The organism is Myxococcus stipitatus DSM 14675, assembly GCF_000331735.1.
Taxonomy (GTDB): domain Bacteria; phylum Myxococcota; class Myxococcia; order Myxococcales; family Myxococcaceae; genus Myxococcus; species Myxococcus stipitatus.
In genome coordinates this window covers 3,549,524-3,568,201 of sequence record NC_020126.1, presented here as the reverse complement: position 1 = coordinate 3,568,201, position 18,678 = coordinate 3,549,524, and the positions used below count along the sequence as shown (strand labels likewise).

Sequence of the window (18,678 nt, the reverse complement as noted above, 5' to 3'; positions counted from 1 at the left end):
TTTCACGTGACGTGCCGACACCGCACACGTCGGAATCCGAGGGGGTGAGGCCGACTGCCCACGGCTCCGGTGCGTCCCCCGCGCGTCCCGGCGCCCACATGGTGTATCCGGAGCCACACTCTTGGTGGCCTCCGAGTGCTCACCCAGCGGTCGATGGCGTCACGCTATAGGAGGGCCCCGAGTCCGGGTCAACGGCCCAAGGCCCCGGGCTCGGAAGGCGGTAAGGTGCGCCGCGCATGGTGCTGCCCGTTCGTTTTGTCCTGATGCGTCCGCGCAACGCGGAGAACCTGGGTGCCGCGGCTCGCGCGCTCAAGAACTGCGGTCTGTCGGATTGGGTCTGGGTGACGCCCGAGGTGGAGGATTTGACGCCCGCGCGCCGGCTGGCGGTCCATGCCGAGGACGTGCTGGACGGAGCCCGCAGGGCGGCGACGCTGGACGAGGCCATCGCCGACTGTGTCTGGGTGGTGGGGACCAGCTCGCGCAAGGTGGAGGGGAAGCGCCGGTTGCCCCCGCGCGCGGTGGGCGAGGAGCTGGTGTCGCGCGCGGCCCAGGGCACCGTGGCGGTGGTCTTCGGGGATGAGCGCAGCGGGCTGACCAACGCGGAGGTGGAGCGCTGTCATGACCTGTCCGCGGTGCCCACCGCGCCGGAGCAGCCCTCCATCAACCTGGCGCAGGCCGTACTGTTGTATGCCTATGAGGTCCGCGTGGCCACGCTGGAGCAGCAGGCTCCGCCGCCCGGTCCCCTTCCGGTGGCGGCCACGGACACGGAGCTGGCGCAGGTGGAGTCGACGCTCGGGGAGGTGCTGACGTCGGGGGGATTCCTCATCGACGAGCAGCCCGGACGCACCGGCCTCCGAGACCTCTTCGCGCCGCTGCGTCGCTCACGGCTCACGCGCAAGGAGGCGCGGCTGTGGCTGGCCGCGATGCACACGCTGCGGAAGAACCGTCCTTCCGGCGAGGGCTAGGGGGAACGAGCGGACCTCGGGGGCCCCCTGGAGCTCAACGGTGTTTCTGGTTGAGCCGCACCACCACCCACGAGAACACGGCGGCGGCCAGGACCAGGAGCGCCACCCAGTACCAGACGCTCGTCGCACCGGGATCTCGAGGGAGAGCCATGTCTGGCGGCGACTGGGCCAATGCCAGGAGCGGGAGGGTCAACGCGAGCAGCGCGGCCAGGGGAGAACGCATGGGCACCTCGTCCTGGAAACCTCTGCATCCCACGGGGCGTCCACAAGTGCGCGAGCCCCCTGCCCCACCGAGGAGGAGGGCTCGGCGTCCGGGCCCTCGCTCGCCGGGGACAGGGGCTACCGCGTGACCTTCGCTCCCGTGAGGCGGCCCAGGAGCTTCGGGTCATTGGGGAGGAGGCCGGCTGCGGGCAGCCGGGTGACGAGTTGCTTCCAGCGAGGGTCCGCGGCGTAGGCCTTGTTCAGCAGTGGCATCGCCTCATCGACGCGGCCCAGGCCCACGAGTGAGATGGCGTGCCAGAAGAGCATCTCCGCGTTGCCGGGGGCGAGCTTCGCGGCGGTGGAGTACGCGGCGAGGGCGCCATCCGTGTCCTTTCGCTCGAGAGCGAGGTCTCCTTCGTTCATCGCGTTGTAGGCGCGCTGGAGGTTGATGAGGCGACGGAGTTCCTTGAGGGGCTCGGGGTGGTCCTCGACGCGCAGGTCGAAGCGGCGGTCCGCCCAGGGGCGCCCGGTGGACGTTCCGGACACGACGATGAGGGCGGCGGACTGCTTGCCCCGGATGTCGCCGCCCTGGGCCTCGGCGGCCTCGAGTGCGATGAGCATTCGTTCGGCCAGGTCTCCCTTCGCTTCGCGGTAGGCCTTGGCCATCGCGGGCCAGACGGTGTCCTTCTCCATCATGTTGGCCTGGACGGTGAAGCCCTCGCCCACGAGGTGGCCCGCGGCGGCGATGTTGTTCTTGCCGGTGTGAGCGGCGACATGGCCCCGCGCGTCCACCATGCCGACCTGGCGCACGTCGCTGGCGACATCCGCGGCGAGCAGGCCCTTGAGGGTCTCAGGGGCACTGCGTCCGGCGCGCATGAAGTCCAAGCCGAGCTTGCCGTAGGTCGGGTCCACGAAGGACTGGGTGGCGACCGCGCCGACACCGGCCTCGGCCCAAGGCACGGTGCTGCCCACGGAGAACCAGTGCGATTGCACGGCGACGCCCAGATCTCCCGTCACCGGGTCCCTGGCGACGATGGAGTACGTGTGCACGGGGCGACGAGGCACCGGTGCACGCTCCGCGGCGACGGCGGAGAACGAGACGAGGACGAGGCAAGCGAGGAGACGAGGCATGAGGGCTCCCGTGGGCGAACGGGATGCAGGCTGCGCGAGTGAGCCAGGGGACCGCAAGGCCCGGCGTGACACACTCGAATCGAGCCCCCTTGGCGCCGAATGCTTCGCGCGGAGCCCTTGCGATGGCGGCACGGAGGGCGCTCGCCGAAGCGATGCGCGGCGTTCCAGCGCCCCCTTGGCCCCGAAGGCTTCGCGCGGAGCCTTCGCGATGGCGGCACGGAGGAGACTCGCCCAAACGATGCGCGGCGTCCCAGCGCCCTCTTGCCCCCGAATGCTTCGCGCGGAGCCCTTGCGATGGCGGCACGGAGGGCGCTCGCTGAAGGCGATGCGCGGCGCCCCATCAGCCCGTTCTCTGGAAGGCTCGAAGAGGTGTCACTCGCCCGAGCGCCGCACCGCGTCCCGGAGCGCGGCTCGCAGCGCCGAACCCGAGGTGAGAATCGCGGAGATATGCCCCGCGTCCAAGACCCGCAGCTCACTGCCGGCCCAGTGCGCGTGAAGCGCGCGGGACTCCGCGATGGGAACGAACCCATCCCGCGCGCACGCGACGATGATGGCGGCACCCGGCTTCGCGGGCGGAGGCAGCAGGCACGCGTTCGCCATGTCCAGGAGCGTCGCGAGGCGCTGCCGGGCAACAGTCTCGTCCGGAGAGCCACCGAGCCGCTTGAAGTCGATGGAGCGGCCGTGAACCCCCTTCGTGAAGACAGGCGCCGGAGAAGCTCCCGCAGCAAGCGCCGCCACCCCTACGGGCTCCGGCATCGTGGCCGCCGACAGCGCCGCCATGTAGCCCCCCATGCTGTAACCCGCCACCGCGACGCGCTGATATCCCTGACGCCTCGCGTACGCCACCAGCCCTCGCGCCTCCTCGATGGTCGCGATGTTCATGTGGAGTTGCTCGCCCACCGTGCGGATGTGCGGCCCCCGCTGCCCCGTGGCGCGCCGCGCCCCGTAGAAGGGATTCTCCAGGAGGAACAAGTCCATCCCCTCATCGACCAGCGATGCGAAGAGCCACGTCCTGAGACGATAGCCTTCGTCCCTCGAGGCCGCGAGCACCACACATGCATCCCGACGTGGACCGCGCCCCGAGGAGAGCCAGCGCACCCTTCCCTGACGGACCTCGGAGGGCAACGCCGACCACGGCGAAGCGAACACACCTTCCTGGAACCGACGACGGCCCAGCGGCTGCTCCGCGTCCCACGTCACCTCGACGGGGCTGACGCTCGGAGACAGCAGCGTCGTCAGCGACACCCCACCGAAGGTCTGCTCGTCACCCCAACCCTCCCGGAACAAGGAGCGGCTGGACAGCGAGGAGACGAAGCCATCCAGCGGGTGCATCCGGGGGTCCTCGCGAACGGGCGCTGCTCCAGCGTGGGAGTGCAGGGGCGATGGGTGGCATGCGCCTCGAAACCACCCATCACCATCCTACGCGAGCGTCATCGGCCCGGCGCGAACACTTCATTCCCAGCCGGAACAGGCAGGGCCCGGAATTACATGCTCGCGATGCTGCTGAGGTTCCTCACCTGCGTGTTGATCCACGACGTGTAGTTGGAGACTCGCGTGTAGATGCCTGGAAGCCCCGCCCTCGCGCAGCCCACTCCAAAGCTCACGATGCCCTGGAGGACGTAGGTGCTCCCTTTCTTGATGACCAGAGGTCCACCACTGTCACCCTGGCATGAGTCCTTGCCCCCCTGCTTGTACCCAGCCGCGAGCATCGCCGCCGGGTCGATGACGATGCCTTCTCTGCTGTACATCTGGGCCGCCTCCCGCGAGTTGATGGTGGGGGGGGACCCCCACCTGCAGCAAGAGGCTGGGAGGGTGTGGGTTCCCCCTTCCCGCGTCAGCCCCCAGCCCGCGACGGTGGCTTCCATGTTGTCCGGAACCTGCTCGCCCGCTGCCGGGAGACACACAGGCATGACCCAGAGGCCACCCGCCGCGGCCTGGACCTTCGGGTTGGGACGCATGGTGAGGCCGATGCCGCACCCCGAACTGCTGAACTTGATGGGCTTCTCGAGCTTGAGGACGGCGATGTCGTTCATCGTCGTGTCCGGGTTGTATCTCGAGTGATAGACCACGTTCCGCACCGCGACAGTGACCTGGTTCGACGAGGGCCGGTTCAGGTCGTGAGCCCCCGCGCTCACCGTGAGGCCGCTCCATCCATCGTAGACACAGTGAGCAGAGGTGACGACGATGTCGGTCTCGTTCCGGGTCGGCGAGACACGGATGAGCGAACCACCGCAGAAGTGGCTGCCCACCTGCTGAAGGCTGACGATCCACGGATGACTGCCTGGACGCGCCTCGACTCCTCCGACGATCTCCTGGTCACCGCGACCCAGCACGTCCCCCTGCGCCAGGTCTTGTTCCGGGCCACCGCAACCCAACAGACCGACCGCGACAACCACTCCACTCACGAAGCGCAAAGCGCCCTCCTGTTTCATGTGACACCTGGACGCATTAGCAAGTCACACGCCATTCCCACTTCGAGGGAGGGACCGCGCGAATCGCGCTCGAGGCGCGCTGTTGACACGTCAGCGGGGAAGCGTGGAACGGGGTTGACGTGTCAGGGCTCCCACGCCTTGCACCCGACACTCGGCGAGCCCTCGCGTCGCATCCTGGAACTGTCGACTTCGAGATGCCCCACGACTCGCGGGCGGGAGTGATATGACGCCGCTCCCCTCTGGAGCCCCATGACACGCAAGCCCGACAAGACCAAGCCACCGCGCCACCAACGCTGGGAGGGCAAGGAGAAGCCGGACTGGCTGTCGCGCGCACTCGCCCGAGCTGGCGTGTTCCCCCAGGACGAGGCCGAGGCCGCCATCAACGCCGGCCGCGTCAGCATCAACGGCCGCGTCGCGAAGATGGCCCTCGCGCCCGTTCCGCCCGGTGCCACCGTGCGCGTCGACGGCAGGGTCATCGAGCTGTCCGCGCCAACCACCCGGGTGCTCGCCTTCCACAAGCCCGCGGGCGTGCTGTCCTCCACCGCGCGCCAGCACCGCACGGGCACCGTCTTCGAGGTGCTCCTGCCTCAGCTCCCCACGGACCTCGCCGGGTACACGTGGCACGCGGTGGGACGGCTCGACGTGGACTCCACGGGCCTGCTCCTCTTCACCAACGACGACAAGTTCGTCGCCCACGCCACGTCCCCGGACACGCGCCTGCCCAAGCGGTATGTCGCCACCGTCTTCAGCACCGCCGACGACGCCCGCGTGGAGCCGCTGCGCAAGGGCATGACGCTCGACGATGGCCCCGCCCGCCCCGCCCAGGTGCGCGTCCGCGATGAGCACACCGTCGAAGTCACCCTCACCGAGGGCCGTCACCATCAGGTGAAGCGGATGCTCGGGGCCGTGGGCCTGCCCGTGCGCGCGCTCCATCGGGAAGCCGTGGGGAGCGTGGACCTGCTCGACATCCCCGAGGGCACCTTCCGCCTCCTCACCGACGAAGAGGTCCGCGAAGGACTGCGCTACGAGGGACGGGCCGCGGCGGCTGAGCCGCAAGACTGACCGGGGCCCTGCGCTCCGTCATCGGCCGCGGAGGAGCGCGACACCGGGCGCGGCGCTCGCTGCAAGCCCGTACTCCTGGCAAGCTCGGGAAACATGAACCGTCCCGCTTGCCGTCGATGGTCTCTGCTCGCACTCCTCCTCCTCTGCGTGGCCTGTGGCGGAGGTGAATCGAATCACGGCCCCGGCGATTCAGGCTCGCCGGATGGCTCGAGCACACCCGATGCTTCCGGCGTGCCCGACGCGGGGCCTCCGCGTCCCGACGGTGGCCATCCCCCGGCCACGTGTGGAGATGGAGGCGTGGCCTGTCCCGGAGCCGTCTTCGCCGGAGAGGTCCGCTTCCCCTTTCCGACGTTGCAGCACCTGACCGTCGAGTGGCTCATCACGGGTGACGAGAACTCCAACAGCACCGTCACCGTCCGCTATCGCGCCGAGGGCGAGAGCACCTGGCGACAGGCCATGCCCCTGCGCCTCATCGCCGCGGGCGACAACGAGGGCTTCAGCTGGGGACTGCGCCACTCGGGAAGCATCTTCGGCCTCCAGCCCGGGACTCGCTACGAAGTGGAGCTCACGCTCAGCGACATGAACGGAGGCGGCACCACGAGGACGGAGAAGGTCTCCACCCGAGCCGTGCCCGCGCCCATGGCGGGAGCACCCACCAAGGCCGTGACCCCGTCCACCTTCGCCGCCGTCGCCGCGAGCGCCCAGCCAGGAGACATCCTCGAATTGGGCCCTGGAACCTACGGCGCCTTCGACTGGTCACGCAGCGGCACCGAGGGAAAGCCCATCGTCCTGCGCGGCACCATGGGCACCGTGCTCAACGGCCCCATCAACCTGTTCAACCAGAGCCACGTCCACTTCGACCGGGTCACCATCAACGGTCGGCTGCGCTTCAACGGCACGAATCACTTCGCGCTGACCCGCTCCACCGTCAACGCCACGTCGGCCAACAATGGCGACGCCATCGTCACCTTCCTCCGCGCGGAGAATGCATACATCGCGGACAACGTGGTGACAGGCGTCACGCAGTGGACGGAGGGTTCGCTCGGCGTCAACGGCAACAACCAGGGCGAGGGCATCTGTGTCACTGGCCCCGGACACGTCATCATGAACAACCGCGTGTCGGGCTTCCGCGATGGCATCTCGCTCATCGAGGACTCCGACGCGAAGGACCAGTACAGCATCGACATCGTCGGCAACGACCTCATCGGCAACGCGGACGATGGCATCGAGGCGGACTTCTGCTTCCACAACTGCCGCATCGTCGGCAATCGCCTCACCAACAACTTCATCGCCCTGTCGTCCCAGCCAGGACTCGGCGGGCCGACCTACTTCGTCCGCAACGCCGTCTACAACGCGGTCCACATCGCCTTCAAACTCTACCGAGGCAGCTCCGGCGACGTGCTCCTGCACAACACCGTAGTGAAGCACGGCGACGCCTTCGCCATCTCCGCAACCACGCCCGTGGCGAACCTCTACTCGCGCAACAACCTGTTCATCGGCGGGCCGGGCGGCACGTTCGGCGGCTACAGCAGCGGTAACGCCACCGGGCGCGTGCTCCACATCCCCACCCTGGTGACGGCCAACGCGGACCTGGACCATGACGGCTTCGGCTCCACGTCCGGCACCTTCAGCGCCACGTGGGGCGCCACCGCGCTCACGAGCCTGGGTGCCCTGCGGTCCAGCACCACCGAGCAGCACGCCGTGCAGGTGGACCTCGGCGTGTTCGCCACCGCCGTCGCCTATCCCTCCGCACCCATGACGCTGTACGCCGCGCCCGACTTGAGGCCCGGAGCAGGCTCGGCGGCCGAGAACGCCGGCGCCCCCCTCCCCAACATCACGGAGGGCTTCAGTGGCTCCGCGCCCGACCTGGGTGCCCATGAAGTGGGGGCGCCCCTGCCCGTCTACGGCCCGCGCCCATGACACGCACCGAGAACCGAGGCACACCATGACCCGGCCCCTTCGCCCCGCCCCCTGGCTCCTTTCCCTGATGGCCGTGCTCTGCGCACTCCCGGCCTCCGCGACGGAAGGCCGACCCGACCTGCCCACGCTGCGCACGGAGCTCCGGCGCATCACGGAGTACGACGCGAAAGCGCCACTGGACGTGCAGGTCGTTCGCAGCCAACGGCGCGGCGACATCACCGTGACGGAGCTGACCTATGCCAGCCCGAAGGGTGGGCGTGTCCCGGCCTCCCTCGTCGTGCCGCCGGGCACAGGCCCCTTCGCTGGCGTCGCATTTCAACACTGGGGACAGGGAACGAAGAACGAGTTCCTCGACGAGGCACTCACCTTGGCGCGCTCGGGTGTGGTGTCCCTGCTCGTGGATGCGCCGCACGTGCGCCCGGAGCCCTGGCGCGCCTCACTCCAGGGCACGGCCCTGCCCGACACCCTCGTGAAGATGATGGTGGAGCTGCGGCGCGGCGTGGACCTGCTCGCGTCCCGGCCCGAGGTCGACGCCCAGCGCCTGGGCTACGTCGGCCACAGCGTGGGGGCCATGGTGGGCGGGGCCCTGGCGGGCGTCGAGCCTCGGCTGCGCGCGTTCGTCCTGATGAACGGCGTGGGCGACTACTCCCGGAGCGTCCTCGAGGTGGAGACCGAGACGCGGAAGCAGCTCGAGGGCCAGCTCTCCTCCGAAGACTTCGCCGCGCACGCCCGGAAGCTGGCTGCCTTGGACGGAGTGGTCGGCGTCAGCGACGCGGCGCCGCGAGCGCTCTTCTTCCAATACGGCCGCTCGGACCCGTGGGTCACCGCCGCGCAGGTCACCGCGTTCATCGACGCGGCCACCCAGCCCAAGCTCGCCAAGTTCTACGAAGGGGGGCACGAGCTGAGTGAGGCCGCCCGCCGAGACAGGGCCCAGTGGCTGCGCACCCACCTGGGCTTCGCGGAGGTGCATGCCGTGGGTCCGCCCATGATCTCCGCGCCGAACCTTCCCGGGCTTGCGAGCACGCCGCTCCCCGAGTGGGCCAAGACGCGCCCGGTCCTCACCATCCCCGGGATGGAGGAGCTCCAGGTCCGTCGAGGCCTCACGTACTCCCGCTCGGGCGGACGCGACTACAAGCTGGATATCTACCTGCCCGTGAACACGTTCCTGGGCCCGGTGCCCGTGGTGGTTCTCGCGCACGGCATGATGCACCCGGACCTGGTGCCCTTCGTGAGGGACCTGCCCGCCTTCACCGGACAGGCCCGGTGGCTCGCCTCCCAAGGCTTCGCGGTGGCCCTGGTGGAGCTGGGCTCTCCGGCCACCGGCGCCGAGCGAGGGAAGTGGTTCACCGGTGCCCCCGAGCTCCAGAAGCGGATGGACGCGGCGCTGGCCTTCGTGCGCAAGCAGGCCACCACGGAGAAGCTCGACGGGGACCACATCTGCGTGATGGCCATGTCCGCGGGCGGACTCTGGGGCCTGGCGCCCGCACTGCGAAAGGCGCCTCCCGCCTGGTTGCGCTGCGCGGTGGCGTGGTACCCCCTGCTCGGAGCCGAGGGAGTCCCCACGAGCAGCCTCCCCATCGAGGGGCTGAAGGTCATGAATGGCCCCAAGTCGCCGCCCCTCTTCGTGGTGCGCGCGGGCCGGGACGCCCCCGGGCTCAACGCCCTCCTCGACGACTTCGTGAAGCAGGCCCGAGGCAAGGGCGTCCCCCTCACGCTGGAAGAGCTTCCCGAGGGACACCACTCGTTCGAGCTGGTCGATGACGTGGAGAGCTCACGCGAGGTCATGAGGAAGACGGCGCTCTTCTTCATGGAACATCTGCAGCCATGACTTCAAAGGCGGAGGGGCCTCGCGTACCTTCCCCCCATGGTGGACTTCGACCTGGTGGTGATTGGCTCCGGCCCGGCCGGTGAGTGGGGGGCGGTGCAGGCGGCCCTCGCGGGCAAGCGCGTCGCGGTGGTGGAGCGCGAGCCCGTGCTGGGCGGCACGGCGGCGAACACGGGCACCCTGCCCTCCAAGACGCTGCGGGAGACGTCGCTGCACCTCTCCGGCCTCAAGGCCCGCGGCCTCTACAGCGTGGAGACGACGCTGCGCCACGAGGCCACCGTCTCCGACTTCCTCTTCCGCGAGCGGCGGGTGAAGGACATGGAGCGCGCGCGCATCGCGGGCAACCTGGAGCGCCACGGCGTCCAGGTGGTGCTGGGCACGGGCTCGCTGGTGGACGAGCACACCGTGCGGGTGACGCGCCAGGGCCAGCCCGACCTGCACCTGAAGGGCGCCTTCATCCTGGTGGCCACCGGCTCCACGCCCTTCCGCCCGCCCATCTACCCCTTCGACGACCCGCGCGTTCACGACTCGGACGAGGTGCTGGAGATTGGCCGGCTGCCCACCTCGCTCGTCGTCGTGGGCGGTGGCGTCATCGGCTGTGAGTACGCGTGCATGTTCGCCGCGCTCGGAATCCCGGTGACGCTGGTCGAGCTGCGCCCGGAGCTGCTGCCCTTCCTCGACGACGAGTTCTCCGCGCTGCTCGCCCAGCGCATGGAGGCCCTGGGCATCCGCATGCGCTTCGGCCAGTCGGTGGAGAAGGTGGAGGTGCCGGCCGCGTGCGAGACGCCCATCCACCTGACGCTGTCCTCGGGCGAGGAGGTCGCCACGGACCAGGTGCTGGTGGCCTCCGGGCGCAGCGCGAACACGGAGGGCCTGGGGCTCTGCGAGCTGGGCGTGAAGCTGGGCTCACGAGGCCAGGTGGAGGTGGGCCCGGGCTACCAGACGTCCGTGCCCCACATCTACGCGGTGGGCGACGTCATCGGCTTTCCCGCGCTGGCCTCCACGTCCATGGACCAGGCGCGCATCGCGGTGGAGCACGCGTTCGGACTGGGCGGCCCCACCCGCATGCCCACGATTCTCCCCTACGGCATCTACACCATCCCCGAGGTCTCCATGGCCGGGGAGACGGAGGAAGGCCTGCGCGCCAAGGGCATCCCGTACGTGGCCGGGCGCGCCCCCTTCTCCACCAACCCCCGCGGGCAGATCATCGGGGAGATGTGCGGGATGCTGAAGCTGCTCTTCCACCGGGAGAGCCTCAAGCTGCTGGGCGTCCACGTCCTGGGAGAGCAGGCCTCGGAGCTCGTCCACGTGGGCCTGGTCGCCATGCTCACCGGCTCCACCGCGCGGCTCTTCCTGGAGACCTGCTTCAACTACCCGACGCTCACAGAGGCGTACAAGGCGGCCACCTTCGACGCGATGGACCACCTCAAGCACGGCACTGTCTGAGGTCCGCCTTCAGCGGCGCCGGGACTTCACCGGCGCCACCCCGCGCAGGCTGCCCACCGTGAGGCCCGCGCGGGCGCTCGGAGTCTGATCCACGCGCGGCTCCGGCGGAGCCTGGGGGCCTTGGACCGAAGCCCCCGAGGCGCCTCGCAGCAGCTCCTGGGCGCGGGCCCAGCGGCCCTTCTCCTCCGCCATCAGCCGGATGAGCTCCTCGCGGGCGGAGGCATCCTCCAAGCTGGCCGCGGCGGCGGCCACCTTGTCCAGGAAGGGCATCAGGTAGCCGAAGTCCTTGTCGAAGGTGCTGGGGTTCGTCGCCACGTCCATCCTCCTCTGCCGCGCCGCCACCCTAGCCCATTCCCCGGGCGGGAAGCCCCCTCAACCGTGGTACACGCGCGAGGCGACAATCCTGCCCCCGCGCACCTCCAGCACCTCCGCCACCGGCATGGGCGCCTCGCCCGGCGCGTGGCGCAGGTACTCCATGAAGACGCGCTCCCCGTCCGCCGTCAGCGCCGTCTCCTCGTAGCGAAGGCCAGGCAGCCGGGCGATGGCCTCCCTCCACCACGTCCCCAGGGCCTGGCGGCCCACCAGCTTGCCGCCCGTCTCCGGGTGCAGCACCCGGATCTTGGGCGAGGTGTGGGTGCAGTCCTCGGCGTAGAGGGCCACCAGCGCCTCCACGTCGTGGGCGTTGAAGGCGTGCAGCCAGGCTCGGGCCACGGAGAAGTTTTCGCTCGCACTCATGGTTCATGCACCTCTTGAAGAAATCAGCCTCGAGCCGCTCGACTGCGAGCGCTCGGGTCTTGGTTTATATTTGCAGGAGCCCGGACTGTAATCAAAGGTAGGAGTATTGGACTCCACCCTCATGCGGATTTGGCTGGAAACCAAGTCCCGTGGGAAGTAAGGGCCCCGCCTGCTCTGTTCCGTCAGGCACTTTCATAGAAAAGAAGGACCGGATCGTGGCCGCCAACGCACCCATCGAGAAGATTCGAAACATCGGTATCTCCGCCCACATCGACTCGGGCAAGACGACGCTCTCCGAGCGCATCCTGTTCTATACGGGCAAGATCCATGAGATCCACGAGGTCCGCGGCAAGGACGGCGTGGGCGCGGTCATGGACTCGATGGACCTGGAGCGTGAGAAGGGCATCACCATCCAGTCCGCCGCGACGTATGCGATGTGGGGCGACTTCAACATCAACCTCATCGACACGCCGGGACACGTGGACTTCACCATCGAGGTGGAGCGCTCCCTGCGCGTTCTCGACGGCGCCATCCTGGTGCTCTGCTCGGTGTCCGGCGTCCAGTCCCAGTCCATCACGGTGGACCGGCAGATGAAGCGCTACCGCGTTCCGCGCATCGCGTTCGTCAACAAGATGGACCGCGCTGGCGCGAACTATGACCGCGTGGCCGCGCAGCTGAAGGAGAAGCTGGCGCACCACCCCGTCAAGCTGCAGCTGCCCATCGGCGCCGAGGACCGCTTCAAGGGCCTGGTCGACCTCATCCAGATGAAGGCGTTCTACTTCGACGGTGAGAACGGCGAGAAGATCCGCGAGGAGGAGATCCCCGCCGAGCTGCTGGACGAGGCCAAGGTCCGCCGTCAGCAGATGATCGAGGGCGTGGCCGAGGTCGACGACCAGCTCGGCGAGCTGTTCCTGTCCGACGGTGTCATCCCGAACGACGCCATCATCGCCGCCATCCGCCGGGCCACCATCGGCCTGAAGATGACGCCGGTCATGTGCGGCTCCGCCTACAAGAACAAGGGCGTGCAGCTGCTCCTGAACGCCGTCTGTGGCTACCTCCCGAACCCCAAGGAGGCGACCAACGAGGCGCTGGACCAGAAGAACAACGAGGCGAAGGTCATCCTCGAGTCGGACCCGGAGAAGCCCTTCGTCGGTCTGGCGTTCAAGCTGGAAGATGGTCGCTACGGGCAGCTGACGTACATGCGCATCTACCAGGGCCGCGTGTCCAAGGGTGACTTCATCGTCAACCAGGTGAACCAGAAGAAGGTCAAGGTTCCGCGCATCGTCCGGATGAACTCCAACAAGATGGACGACATCAACGACGCGACGGCCGGCGACATCGTCGCGCTGTTCGGCATCGAGTGCGCCTCCGGCGACACGTTCACCGATGGTTCGGTGAGCTACACGATGACGTCCATGCACGTCCCGGACGCGGTGATTTCGCTCGCCGTGGAGCCCAAGGACCGCTCGGCGCTGCAGAACTTCTCCAAGGCGCTCAACCGCTTCACGAAGGAAGACCCCACCTTCCGCGTGCACCGCGATGAAGAGTCCGGGCAGACCATCATCCGCGGCATGGGTGAGCTGCACCTGGAGATCTACATCGAGCGCATGAAGCGCGAGTACCAGTGCGAGGTCAAGGCGGGTAAGCCCCAGGTGGCGTACCGCGAGACCATCAGCCAGAAGGGCGAGTTCTTCTACACGCACAAGAAGCAGACCGGCGGTTCCGGTCAGTTCGCGCGCGTGTGCGGCTACATCGAGCCGCTGCCCTCGGACGCCGTGCAGCAGTACGAGTTCGTGGACGACATCGTCGGTGGCTCGATTCCGCGCGAGTTCATCCCCGCGTGCGACAAGGGCTTCGCCGAGGCCGTCAAGAAGGGCAGCCTCATCGGCTTCCCCGTCGTCGGTGTCCGCGTCGTCATCAACGACGGCGCGTTCCACGCGGTCGACTCGTCCGAAATGGCGTTCAAGACGGCGTCCATCATGGGCTTCCGTGAGGGCTACGCCGCCGCGAAGCCCATCATCCTCGAGCCGATGATGAAGGTGGAAGTCACGGCGCCCGAAGACTTCCAGGGCTCCGTCGTCGGCCAGCTCAACCAGCGCCGCGGCACCATCCTCTCCACGGAGACCGCCGAGGGCTACGTGACGGCGGTGGCCGAGGTTCCGCTGAACACGATGTTCGGCTACTCCACGGACCTTCGCTCCGCGACGCAGGGCAAGGGCGAGTTCACGATGGAGTTCGCCAAGTACACGCCGGTGCCGCGCAACGAGTCCGAGGCCCTGATGGCCGCGTACAAGGAGAAGCAGGCGGCGGAGCAGGCGGCGCGCAAGTAGTCCGCGCCATCTCGACGTCCAGGCTGTAAGGAAGGCGTCCCTCTTGAGTGAGGGGCGCCTTTCGCCTTTCCAGGAGTCAAAGACACCGTGACGCTGCTTCGCGCCGCCAACGTCCAGCTCAGCTTCGGCAGCCGCACTGTCTTCCAGGGCCTCACCTTCACGATCGAAGAGGGCGAGCGCGTGGGCCTGGTGGGCGTCAACGGCTCCGGCAAGTCGTCCCTGATGAAGATTCTCGCCGGCGCGGCCCGCGCGGACACGGGGGAGCTCCAGCTGCGCCGGCAGGCCCGCGTCACGTACCTGCCGCAGGAGCCGGTGTTCGCCGAGGGCGCCACGGTGGCCTCGGAGCTGTCCGTGGCGCAGGGGCCGCTGCGCGAGGCGCTGGCCGCCCAGGCGGACCTGGCGAAGCGGCTGGAGTCCACGCCCGCCGGCGCCGCGCAAGAGAAGCTGATGGAGCAGCTGGCCACGCTGTCGGACCGCATCGAGCAGATGGGCGGCTGGGACACCGAGCACCACGCCAAGACGCTGCTGGACCGGTTGGGCGTGAAGGACTGGGACCGCCCCGTGGCGCAGCTCTCCGGGGGCCTGCGCAAGCGCGTGGCCATTGCCCGCGCGCTGCTCACGCGGCCGGACCTGCTGCTGCTGGACGAGCCCACCAACCACCTGGACGCGGACACCGTGGACTGGCTGGAAGAGGAGCTGGACAAGCTGCCCGGCGCGCTGCTGCTCGTCACGCACGACCGCTACTTCCTGGACGGGCTGGTGGACCGCATCGTCGAAATCAACCCGGGCGAGGGCGTCACGTCCTATCCGGGCAACTACCAGGCCTACGTCGAGCAGAAGATGGTGGCGCAGGAGAACGCCGAAGTCGCGCAGCACAAGCGCGAGCGGTGGATTGCGCAGGAAGTGGCGTGGCTGCGCCGAGGCCCCGAGGCGCGGCGCACCAAGAGCAAGGCGCGCATCGAGCGGGCGCAGAAGCTGATGGCGGAGAAGGGCTTCCAGCGGCCCAAGGTCGCGGACCTCCGGGTGATGGCCGCGCCCCGCCTGGGCCACACCGTCATCGAGTCGGAGGGACTGGAGAAGTCCTTCGGCGACCGCAAGGTGCTCAGCAAGGTGGACTTCCGGCTCCAGCGCGGCGAGCGCGTGGGCCTGGTGGGCCCCAACGGCGTGGGCAAGACGACCTTCCTGCGCGTGCTGCTGGGGGAGCTGCCTCCGGACGGCGGCAAGCTCGTCATCGGGAAGAACACGAAGGTGGCATACTACGACCAGAACCGGGCGCAGCTGGACCCGGAGCTGACGGTGTACGACGCGGCCTCGCAGGGCGAGGACTGGGTGGAGCTGGGGGACCAGAAGGTGGCCCTGCGCGACTACCTGGACGACCTGCTGTTCCCCGTGCCCATGCAGCGCATGAAGGTGAAGGCCCTGTCCGGCGGCGAGCGCAACCGGCTGCTGCTGGCGCGCCTGTTCCTGGAGGGCGCCAACGTGCTGGTGCTGGACGAGCCCACCAACGACCTGGACATCGTCACGCTCAACGTCCTGGAGCGGCTGCTGCTGGACTTCGGCGGCAGCACGCTGCTCGTCACGCACGACCGCTACTTCCTCGACAAGGTGGCCACCAGCATCCTCACCTTCGAGGGCGAGGGCCGCGTCACGCGCTACGAGGGCAACTACGCGATGTACCGCCGCCTCAAGGACCAGGCGGACGCGCAGGCCGCCGCGGCGACCCCGGCCTCGGCGAAGGCCGCGCCGAAGAAGGAGGAGCCCCCTGCCCCGCCGAAGCAGGCGCGCAAGGCGGGCAAGCTCTCCTACAAGGACCAGCGGGAGCTGGATGGCATGGAGGCCACCATCGAGGCGGCCGAGACGCGCAAGGCGAGCCTCGAAGCCCAGCTCGCCGACCCCGCCATCTACAGCAACGGCGGCAAGGTGGCCGAGCTCCAGAAGGACCTGGACGCCACCATCGCGGAGGTGGACCGCCTCTACGTGCGCTGGCAGGAGCTCCAGGACCTGGCCGCCGGCACCGCCTGAGCGCTCAGTCGTACTTGAGCGCGATGATGGGGTCCACGCGCGAGGCGCGCAGGGCCGGCACGCAGGTCGCGACGAACCCCACGCCGAGCAAGAGCAGCGGCGCGGCGGCGAACGCCCATGGGTCCAGCGCGCTCACGCCGTGCACCAACCCGGAGACCAGGCGCGTCAGCCCCAGCGCGCCCACGAAGCCCAGGGCCACGCCCAGGCCCACCGCGCCCAAGCCCTGACGCAGCACCAGGCGCACCACCTCCGTGCGCGTCGCGCCCAGCGCCAGCCGCACGCCCATCTCCCGCGTGCGCTGGCTCACCAGATAGGACAGCACGCCGTAGATGCCCACCGCGGCCAGCACCAACGCCAGCGCGGCCATCAACCCCAAGAGCACCATGTTGAAGCGCTGCGAGCCCAGCGTGCCCGCCACGAAGTCCGTCAGCATCAGCGTCTGGGACACCGGCTGCCGTGAGTCCACCGCGTGCAGCTCCTGCTTCACCGCCGCCACGAGCGCCGCATGGCCGCCCGACGCGCGCACCATCAGGTTCTGCGGGAGACCGCGCACCATCATCCCCGTGAGCACCGCGCCCGCCTGTCCCGAGGCCACGTACAACACCGACGGCACGTCCGCGCCCAACCCCTTCTCGCGCACGTCCGACACCACCCCCACCACGAGGCGCGGCTCGGTGTCTTGCAGCGAGGGCACCCCTTGCGCCACGCGGATGCTCTTGCCCACCGGGTCCTCACCCGGCCAGTACTTGCGCGCCGCCGTCTCGTTGATGACCACCGCGAGCGGAGCCCCCGCCCGGTCCGTGTCCGCGAGCAGCCGGCCGCGCACGAGCCGCAGCCCCAGCGCCGTGAAGTACCCCGGCGACACCGCGCGGTACTCGCCATGCCCCACGCCGGCTCCGTCATCGCGGCCCTCGTACTTCCCGTCGATGGCGAAGCTCAGGCTCGGGCCCAGCTCCATGGGCAGCGCGGGGGTGAAGCCCACGGCCTTCACGCCCGGCAGCGCGCGCACCCGCTCCTCCACCTGGTGGTGGAAGCGCTCCAGCGCCGCGGGGTCTCCATAACGCCCGTCCGGCAAGGACAGCTTCAACACGTGGACGCCGCTCGCATCGAACCCCGGGCGCACCTCTCGCAGCGAGCCGAAGCCTCGGATGAGCAGCCCCGCGCCCACGAGCAGCACCACCGCGAGCGCCACCTGCCCCACCACCAGCACCGTGCGCGTCCGCCCGCTGCCCGGCCCCGCCGTCGCCCGCTGCGCGCCTTGCCTCAGCGCGTCCTGGAGGTCCGGCCGTGAGGCCTGCCACGCGGGCAACAGCCCGAAGAGCACGCCCGTCAGCAGCGACACCGCCACCGAGAACGCCAGCACCGCGCCGTCGAGCCCCACCTCCGCGCCTCCTCCCAGCCGCCCCTCGGGCGCCAGGGCCAGGAGCGCGGGCAACACCAGCTCCGCCAGCAGGATGCCCAGGCCACCGCCCAGCACCGACAACAGCAGGCTCTCCGTGAGCAACTGCCACACCAGCCGCCGGGGCGCGGCCCCCAACGCCGCGCGCACCACCAGCTCCCGCTGCCGCGACGCGGACCTCGCCAGCTGCAGGTTGGCCAGGTTCACACAGGCGATGAGCAGCACCAGCCCCACCGCCCCCAGCAGCACCCACAGCGCGAGCCGCAGGTCTCCCGCCAGGTACGTCTTCAAGTCCTCGGCGACGAAGCGCTCCTTCGCGTCCAGGAGCTGCGGCTTGTCCGCGCGCAGCCGCTGCCCCAGCGACAGCAGCGACGCGCTCGAGCCCTCCTCGGACAGCCCCTGGCGCAGCCGCCCCGTGACGGCGAGGAAGTTGGAGTCCTCGTCGTTCGTCAGGTCCAGCTGCGCGGGCACCCACAGCTGCGCCTCGCGGGGATAGTGGAAGGACTCGGCCGCGACGCCCACCACGGTGTAGGGCTCGTCGTTGAGGGGAATGGAGCGGCCGATGATGTCCGGCGCGCCCCCGAAGCGGCGCAGCCACAGCCCGTGGCTCAGCACCACCACGCGCGGGCCGCCCACGACATCCTCTTCCGGGAGGAAGCCGCGCCCCAGCAAGGGCCGCGTCCCGAAGGTGTCGAAGAAGCTGCGCGACACCCGGATGCCAGACAGGCGCTCCGGCAGCCCATCTCCCACGAGGTTGAAGCCCGCCGGGAGCAGCTCGTGCGCGGCCACTTGCGCGAAGGGCGAGCCCTCCGCCGTCATCTGCACGTACTGGCCAATGGAGTGGATGGCGCTCCGCCCCTGCTCGCTCACTCGCACCACCTGGACCAGCTGCTCCGGCTCCGGGTACGGCAGCGGACGCAGCAACACGCCATGCACGACGCTGAAGATGGCGGTGTTCGCGCCGATGGCCAGCGCCAGCGTGAGGATGGAGACGGCGGCGAAGCCCCGGCTCTTGAGCAACAACCGGACGGCGTAGCGAAGATCCTCGAGGAGCACGGCCACGGAAACTCCTATCAGGGGGTTCGCGCTCTACGCTCCGTGCCTGCCTGTGATTACAAGCCTCGTTGCGATTCCCATGAATGGAGACGCTTTCCCATGAATGGGACCCGCGACGGGAAGAGACAGCACCGCAAGCCAGGGAGAATCTGGA

The 18,678-nt window shown here is 69.3% G+C and carries 14 protein-coding genes; 7 read left to right on the top strand and 7 right to left on the bottom strand.

The genetic code is table 11. The annotated features are described in order from the left end of the window. Window positions 1-236 precede the first annotated feature (236 nt). Entirely contained in the window at window positions 237-965 is a 729-nt protein-coding gene (locus tag MYSTI_RS13865) for an RNA methyltransferase (RefSeq protein ID WP_015348386.1), read from the top strand. 34 nt (window positions 966-999) lie between these two features. Here the strand turns inward: MYSTI_RS13865 and MYSTI_RS13860 are convergent, their stop codons facing one another. The 4 genes from MYSTI_RS13860 to MYSTI_RS13845 form a co-directional block, all read right to left on the bottom strand. Next, window positions 1,000-1,188, bottom strand: a complete 189-nt coding sequence (locus MYSTI_RS13860) for a hypothetical protein (protein ID WP_044283628.1) — start codon at window positions 1,186-1,188, stop codon at window positions 1,000-1,002. 116 nt (window positions 1,189-1,304) lie between these two features. Then, on the bottom strand, window positions 1,305-2,297 hold the full coding sequence (locus MYSTI_RS13855; protein WP_015348385.1) for a DUF1028 domain-containing protein: 993 nt from the start codon (window positions 2,295-2,297) through the stop codon (window positions 1,305-1,307). A gap of 372 nt (window positions 2,298-2,669) precedes the next feature. Next, window positions 2,670-3,629, bottom strand: a complete 960-nt coding sequence (locus MYSTI_RS13850; protein ID WP_015348384.1) for an alpha/beta hydrolase family protein — start codon at window positions 3,627-3,629, stop codon at window positions 2,670-2,672. 152 nt (window positions 3,630-3,781) lie between these two features. After that, window positions 3,782-4,702: a serine protease gene (locus MYSTI_RS13845; RefSeq protein WP_233278264.1), complete on the bottom strand. Its 921-nt coding sequence runs from the start codon at window positions 4,700-4,702 to the stop codon at window positions 3,782-3,784. Window positions 4,703-4,978: 276 nt separating this feature from the next. Here MYSTI_RS13845 and MYSTI_RS13840 point away from each other — a divergent pair, with 276 nt between their 5' ends. The 4 genes from MYSTI_RS13840 (at window position 4,979) to sthA (ending at window position 10,982) form a co-directional block, all read left to right on the top strand. After that, window positions 4,979-5,791 (top strand): pseudouridine synthase, encoded by an 813-nt coding sequence (locus MYSTI_RS13840; RefSeq protein WP_015348382.1) that lies wholly within the window; start codon window positions 4,979-4,981, stop codon window positions 5,789-5,791. A 297-nt stretch (window positions 5,792-6,088) separates the two neighbouring features. Continuing rightward, window positions 6,089-7,711, top strand: coding sequence for a right-handed parallel beta-helix repeat-containing protein (locus tag MYSTI_RS13835; protein WP_015348381.1), 1,623 nt, complete (start codon window positions 6,089-6,091; stop codon window positions 7,709-7,711). A gap of 25 nt (window positions 7,712-7,736) precedes the next feature. Further along, window positions 7,737-9,539, top strand: coding sequence for a prolyl oligopeptidase family serine peptidase (locus MYSTI_RS40740; protein ID WP_015348380.1), 1,803 nt, complete (start codon window positions 7,737-7,739; stop codon window positions 9,537-9,539). A 36-nt stretch (window positions 9,540-9,575) separates the two neighbouring features. Further along, on the top strand, window positions 9,576-10,982 hold the full coding sequence (sthA, locus tag MYSTI_RS13825; protein WP_015348379.1) for a Si-specific NAD(P)(+) transhydrogenase: 1,407 nt from the start codon (window positions 9,576-9,578) through the stop codon (window positions 10,980-10,982). A 9-nt stretch (window positions 10,983-10,991) separates the two neighbouring features. Here sthA and MYSTI_RS45525 read toward each other — a convergent pair whose 3' ends face one another. Next, the gene (locus MYSTI_RS45525) at window positions 10,992-11,303 is read right to left on the bottom strand and encodes an encapsulin nanocompartment cargo ferric reductase EncD (protein WP_044279797.1); all 312 of its coding nucleotides are present in this window, start codon (window positions 11,301-11,303) and stop codon (window positions 10,992-10,994) included. 51 nt (window positions 11,304-11,354) lie between these two features. After that, on the bottom strand, window positions 11,355-11,717 hold the full coding sequence (locus MYSTI_RS13815) for a nuclear transport factor 2 family protein (RefSeq protein WP_015348377.1): 363 nt from the start codon (window positions 11,715-11,717) through the stop codon (window positions 11,355-11,357). Window positions 11,718-11,932: 215 nt separating this feature from the next. On the opposite strand from MYSTI_RS13815, the gene fusA reads away from it, so the two are divergent. Then, window positions 11,933-14,047, top strand: a complete 2,115-nt coding sequence (fusA, locus tag MYSTI_RS13810) for an elongation factor G (RefSeq protein WP_015348376.1) — start codon at window positions 11,933-11,935, stop codon at window positions 14,045-14,047. Between the two features lie 87 nt (window positions 14,048-14,134). Beyond that, window positions 14,135-16,069 carry an ABC-F family ATP-binding cassette domain-containing protein gene (locus MYSTI_RS13805; protein ID WP_015348375.1) on the top strand — a complete coding sequence of 645 codons (1,935 nt, stop codon included), beginning with the start codon at window positions 14,135-14,137 and terminating at the stop codon, window positions 16,067-16,069. 4 nt (window positions 16,070-16,073) lie between these two features. Here MYSTI_RS13805 and MYSTI_RS13800 read toward each other — a convergent pair whose 3' ends face one another. Next, window positions 16,074-18,530 carry an ABC transporter permease gene (locus MYSTI_RS13800; RefSeq protein WP_015348374.1) on the bottom strand — a complete coding sequence of 819 codons (2,457 nt, stop codon included), beginning with the start codon at window positions 18,528-18,530 and terminating at the stop codon, window positions 16,074-16,076. Window positions 18,531-18,678 lie beyond the last annotated feature (148 nt).

Excerpts from the sequence above, each read along its gene's own strand:
- MYSTI_RS13855 (WP_015348385.1), bottom strand. The coding sequence starts at position 2,297 with ATGCCTCGTCTCCTCGCTTGCCTCGTCCTCGTCTCGTTCTCCGCCGTC.
- MYSTI_RS13865 (WP_015348386.1), top strand. The coding sequence starts at position 237 with ATGGTGCTGCCCGTTCGTTTTGTCCTGATGCGTCCGCGCAACGCGGAG.
- MYSTI_RS13815 (WP_015348377.1), bottom strand. The coding sequence starts at position 11,717 with ATGAGTGCGAGCGAAAACTTCTCCGTGGCCCGAGCCTGGCTGCACGCC.
- MYSTI_RS13850 (WP_015348384.1), bottom strand. The coding sequence starts at position 3,629 with ATGCACCCGCTGGATGGCTTCGTCTCCTCGCTGTCCAGCCGCTCCTTG.
- MYSTI_RS40740 (WP_015348380.1), top strand. The coding sequence starts at position 7,737 with ATGACCCGGCCCCTTCGCCCCGCCCCCTGGCTCCTTTCCCTGATGGCC.
- sthA (WP_015348379.1), top strand. The coding sequence starts at position 9,576 with ATGGTGGACTTCGACCTGGTGGTGATTGGCTCCGGCCCGGCCGGTGAG.
- MYSTI_RS13860 (WP_044283628.1), bottom strand. The coding sequence starts at position 1,188 with ATGCGTTCTCCCCTGGCCGCGCTGCTCGCGTTGACCCTCCCGCTCCTG.
- MYSTI_RS13840 (WP_015348382.1), top strand. The coding sequence starts at position 4,979 with ATGACACGCAAGCCCGACAAGACCAAGCCACCGCGCCACCAACGCTGG.
- MYSTI_RS45525 (WP_044279797.1), bottom strand. The coding sequence starts at position 11,303 with ATGGACGTGGCGACGAACCCCAGCACCTTCGACAAGGACTTCGGCTAC.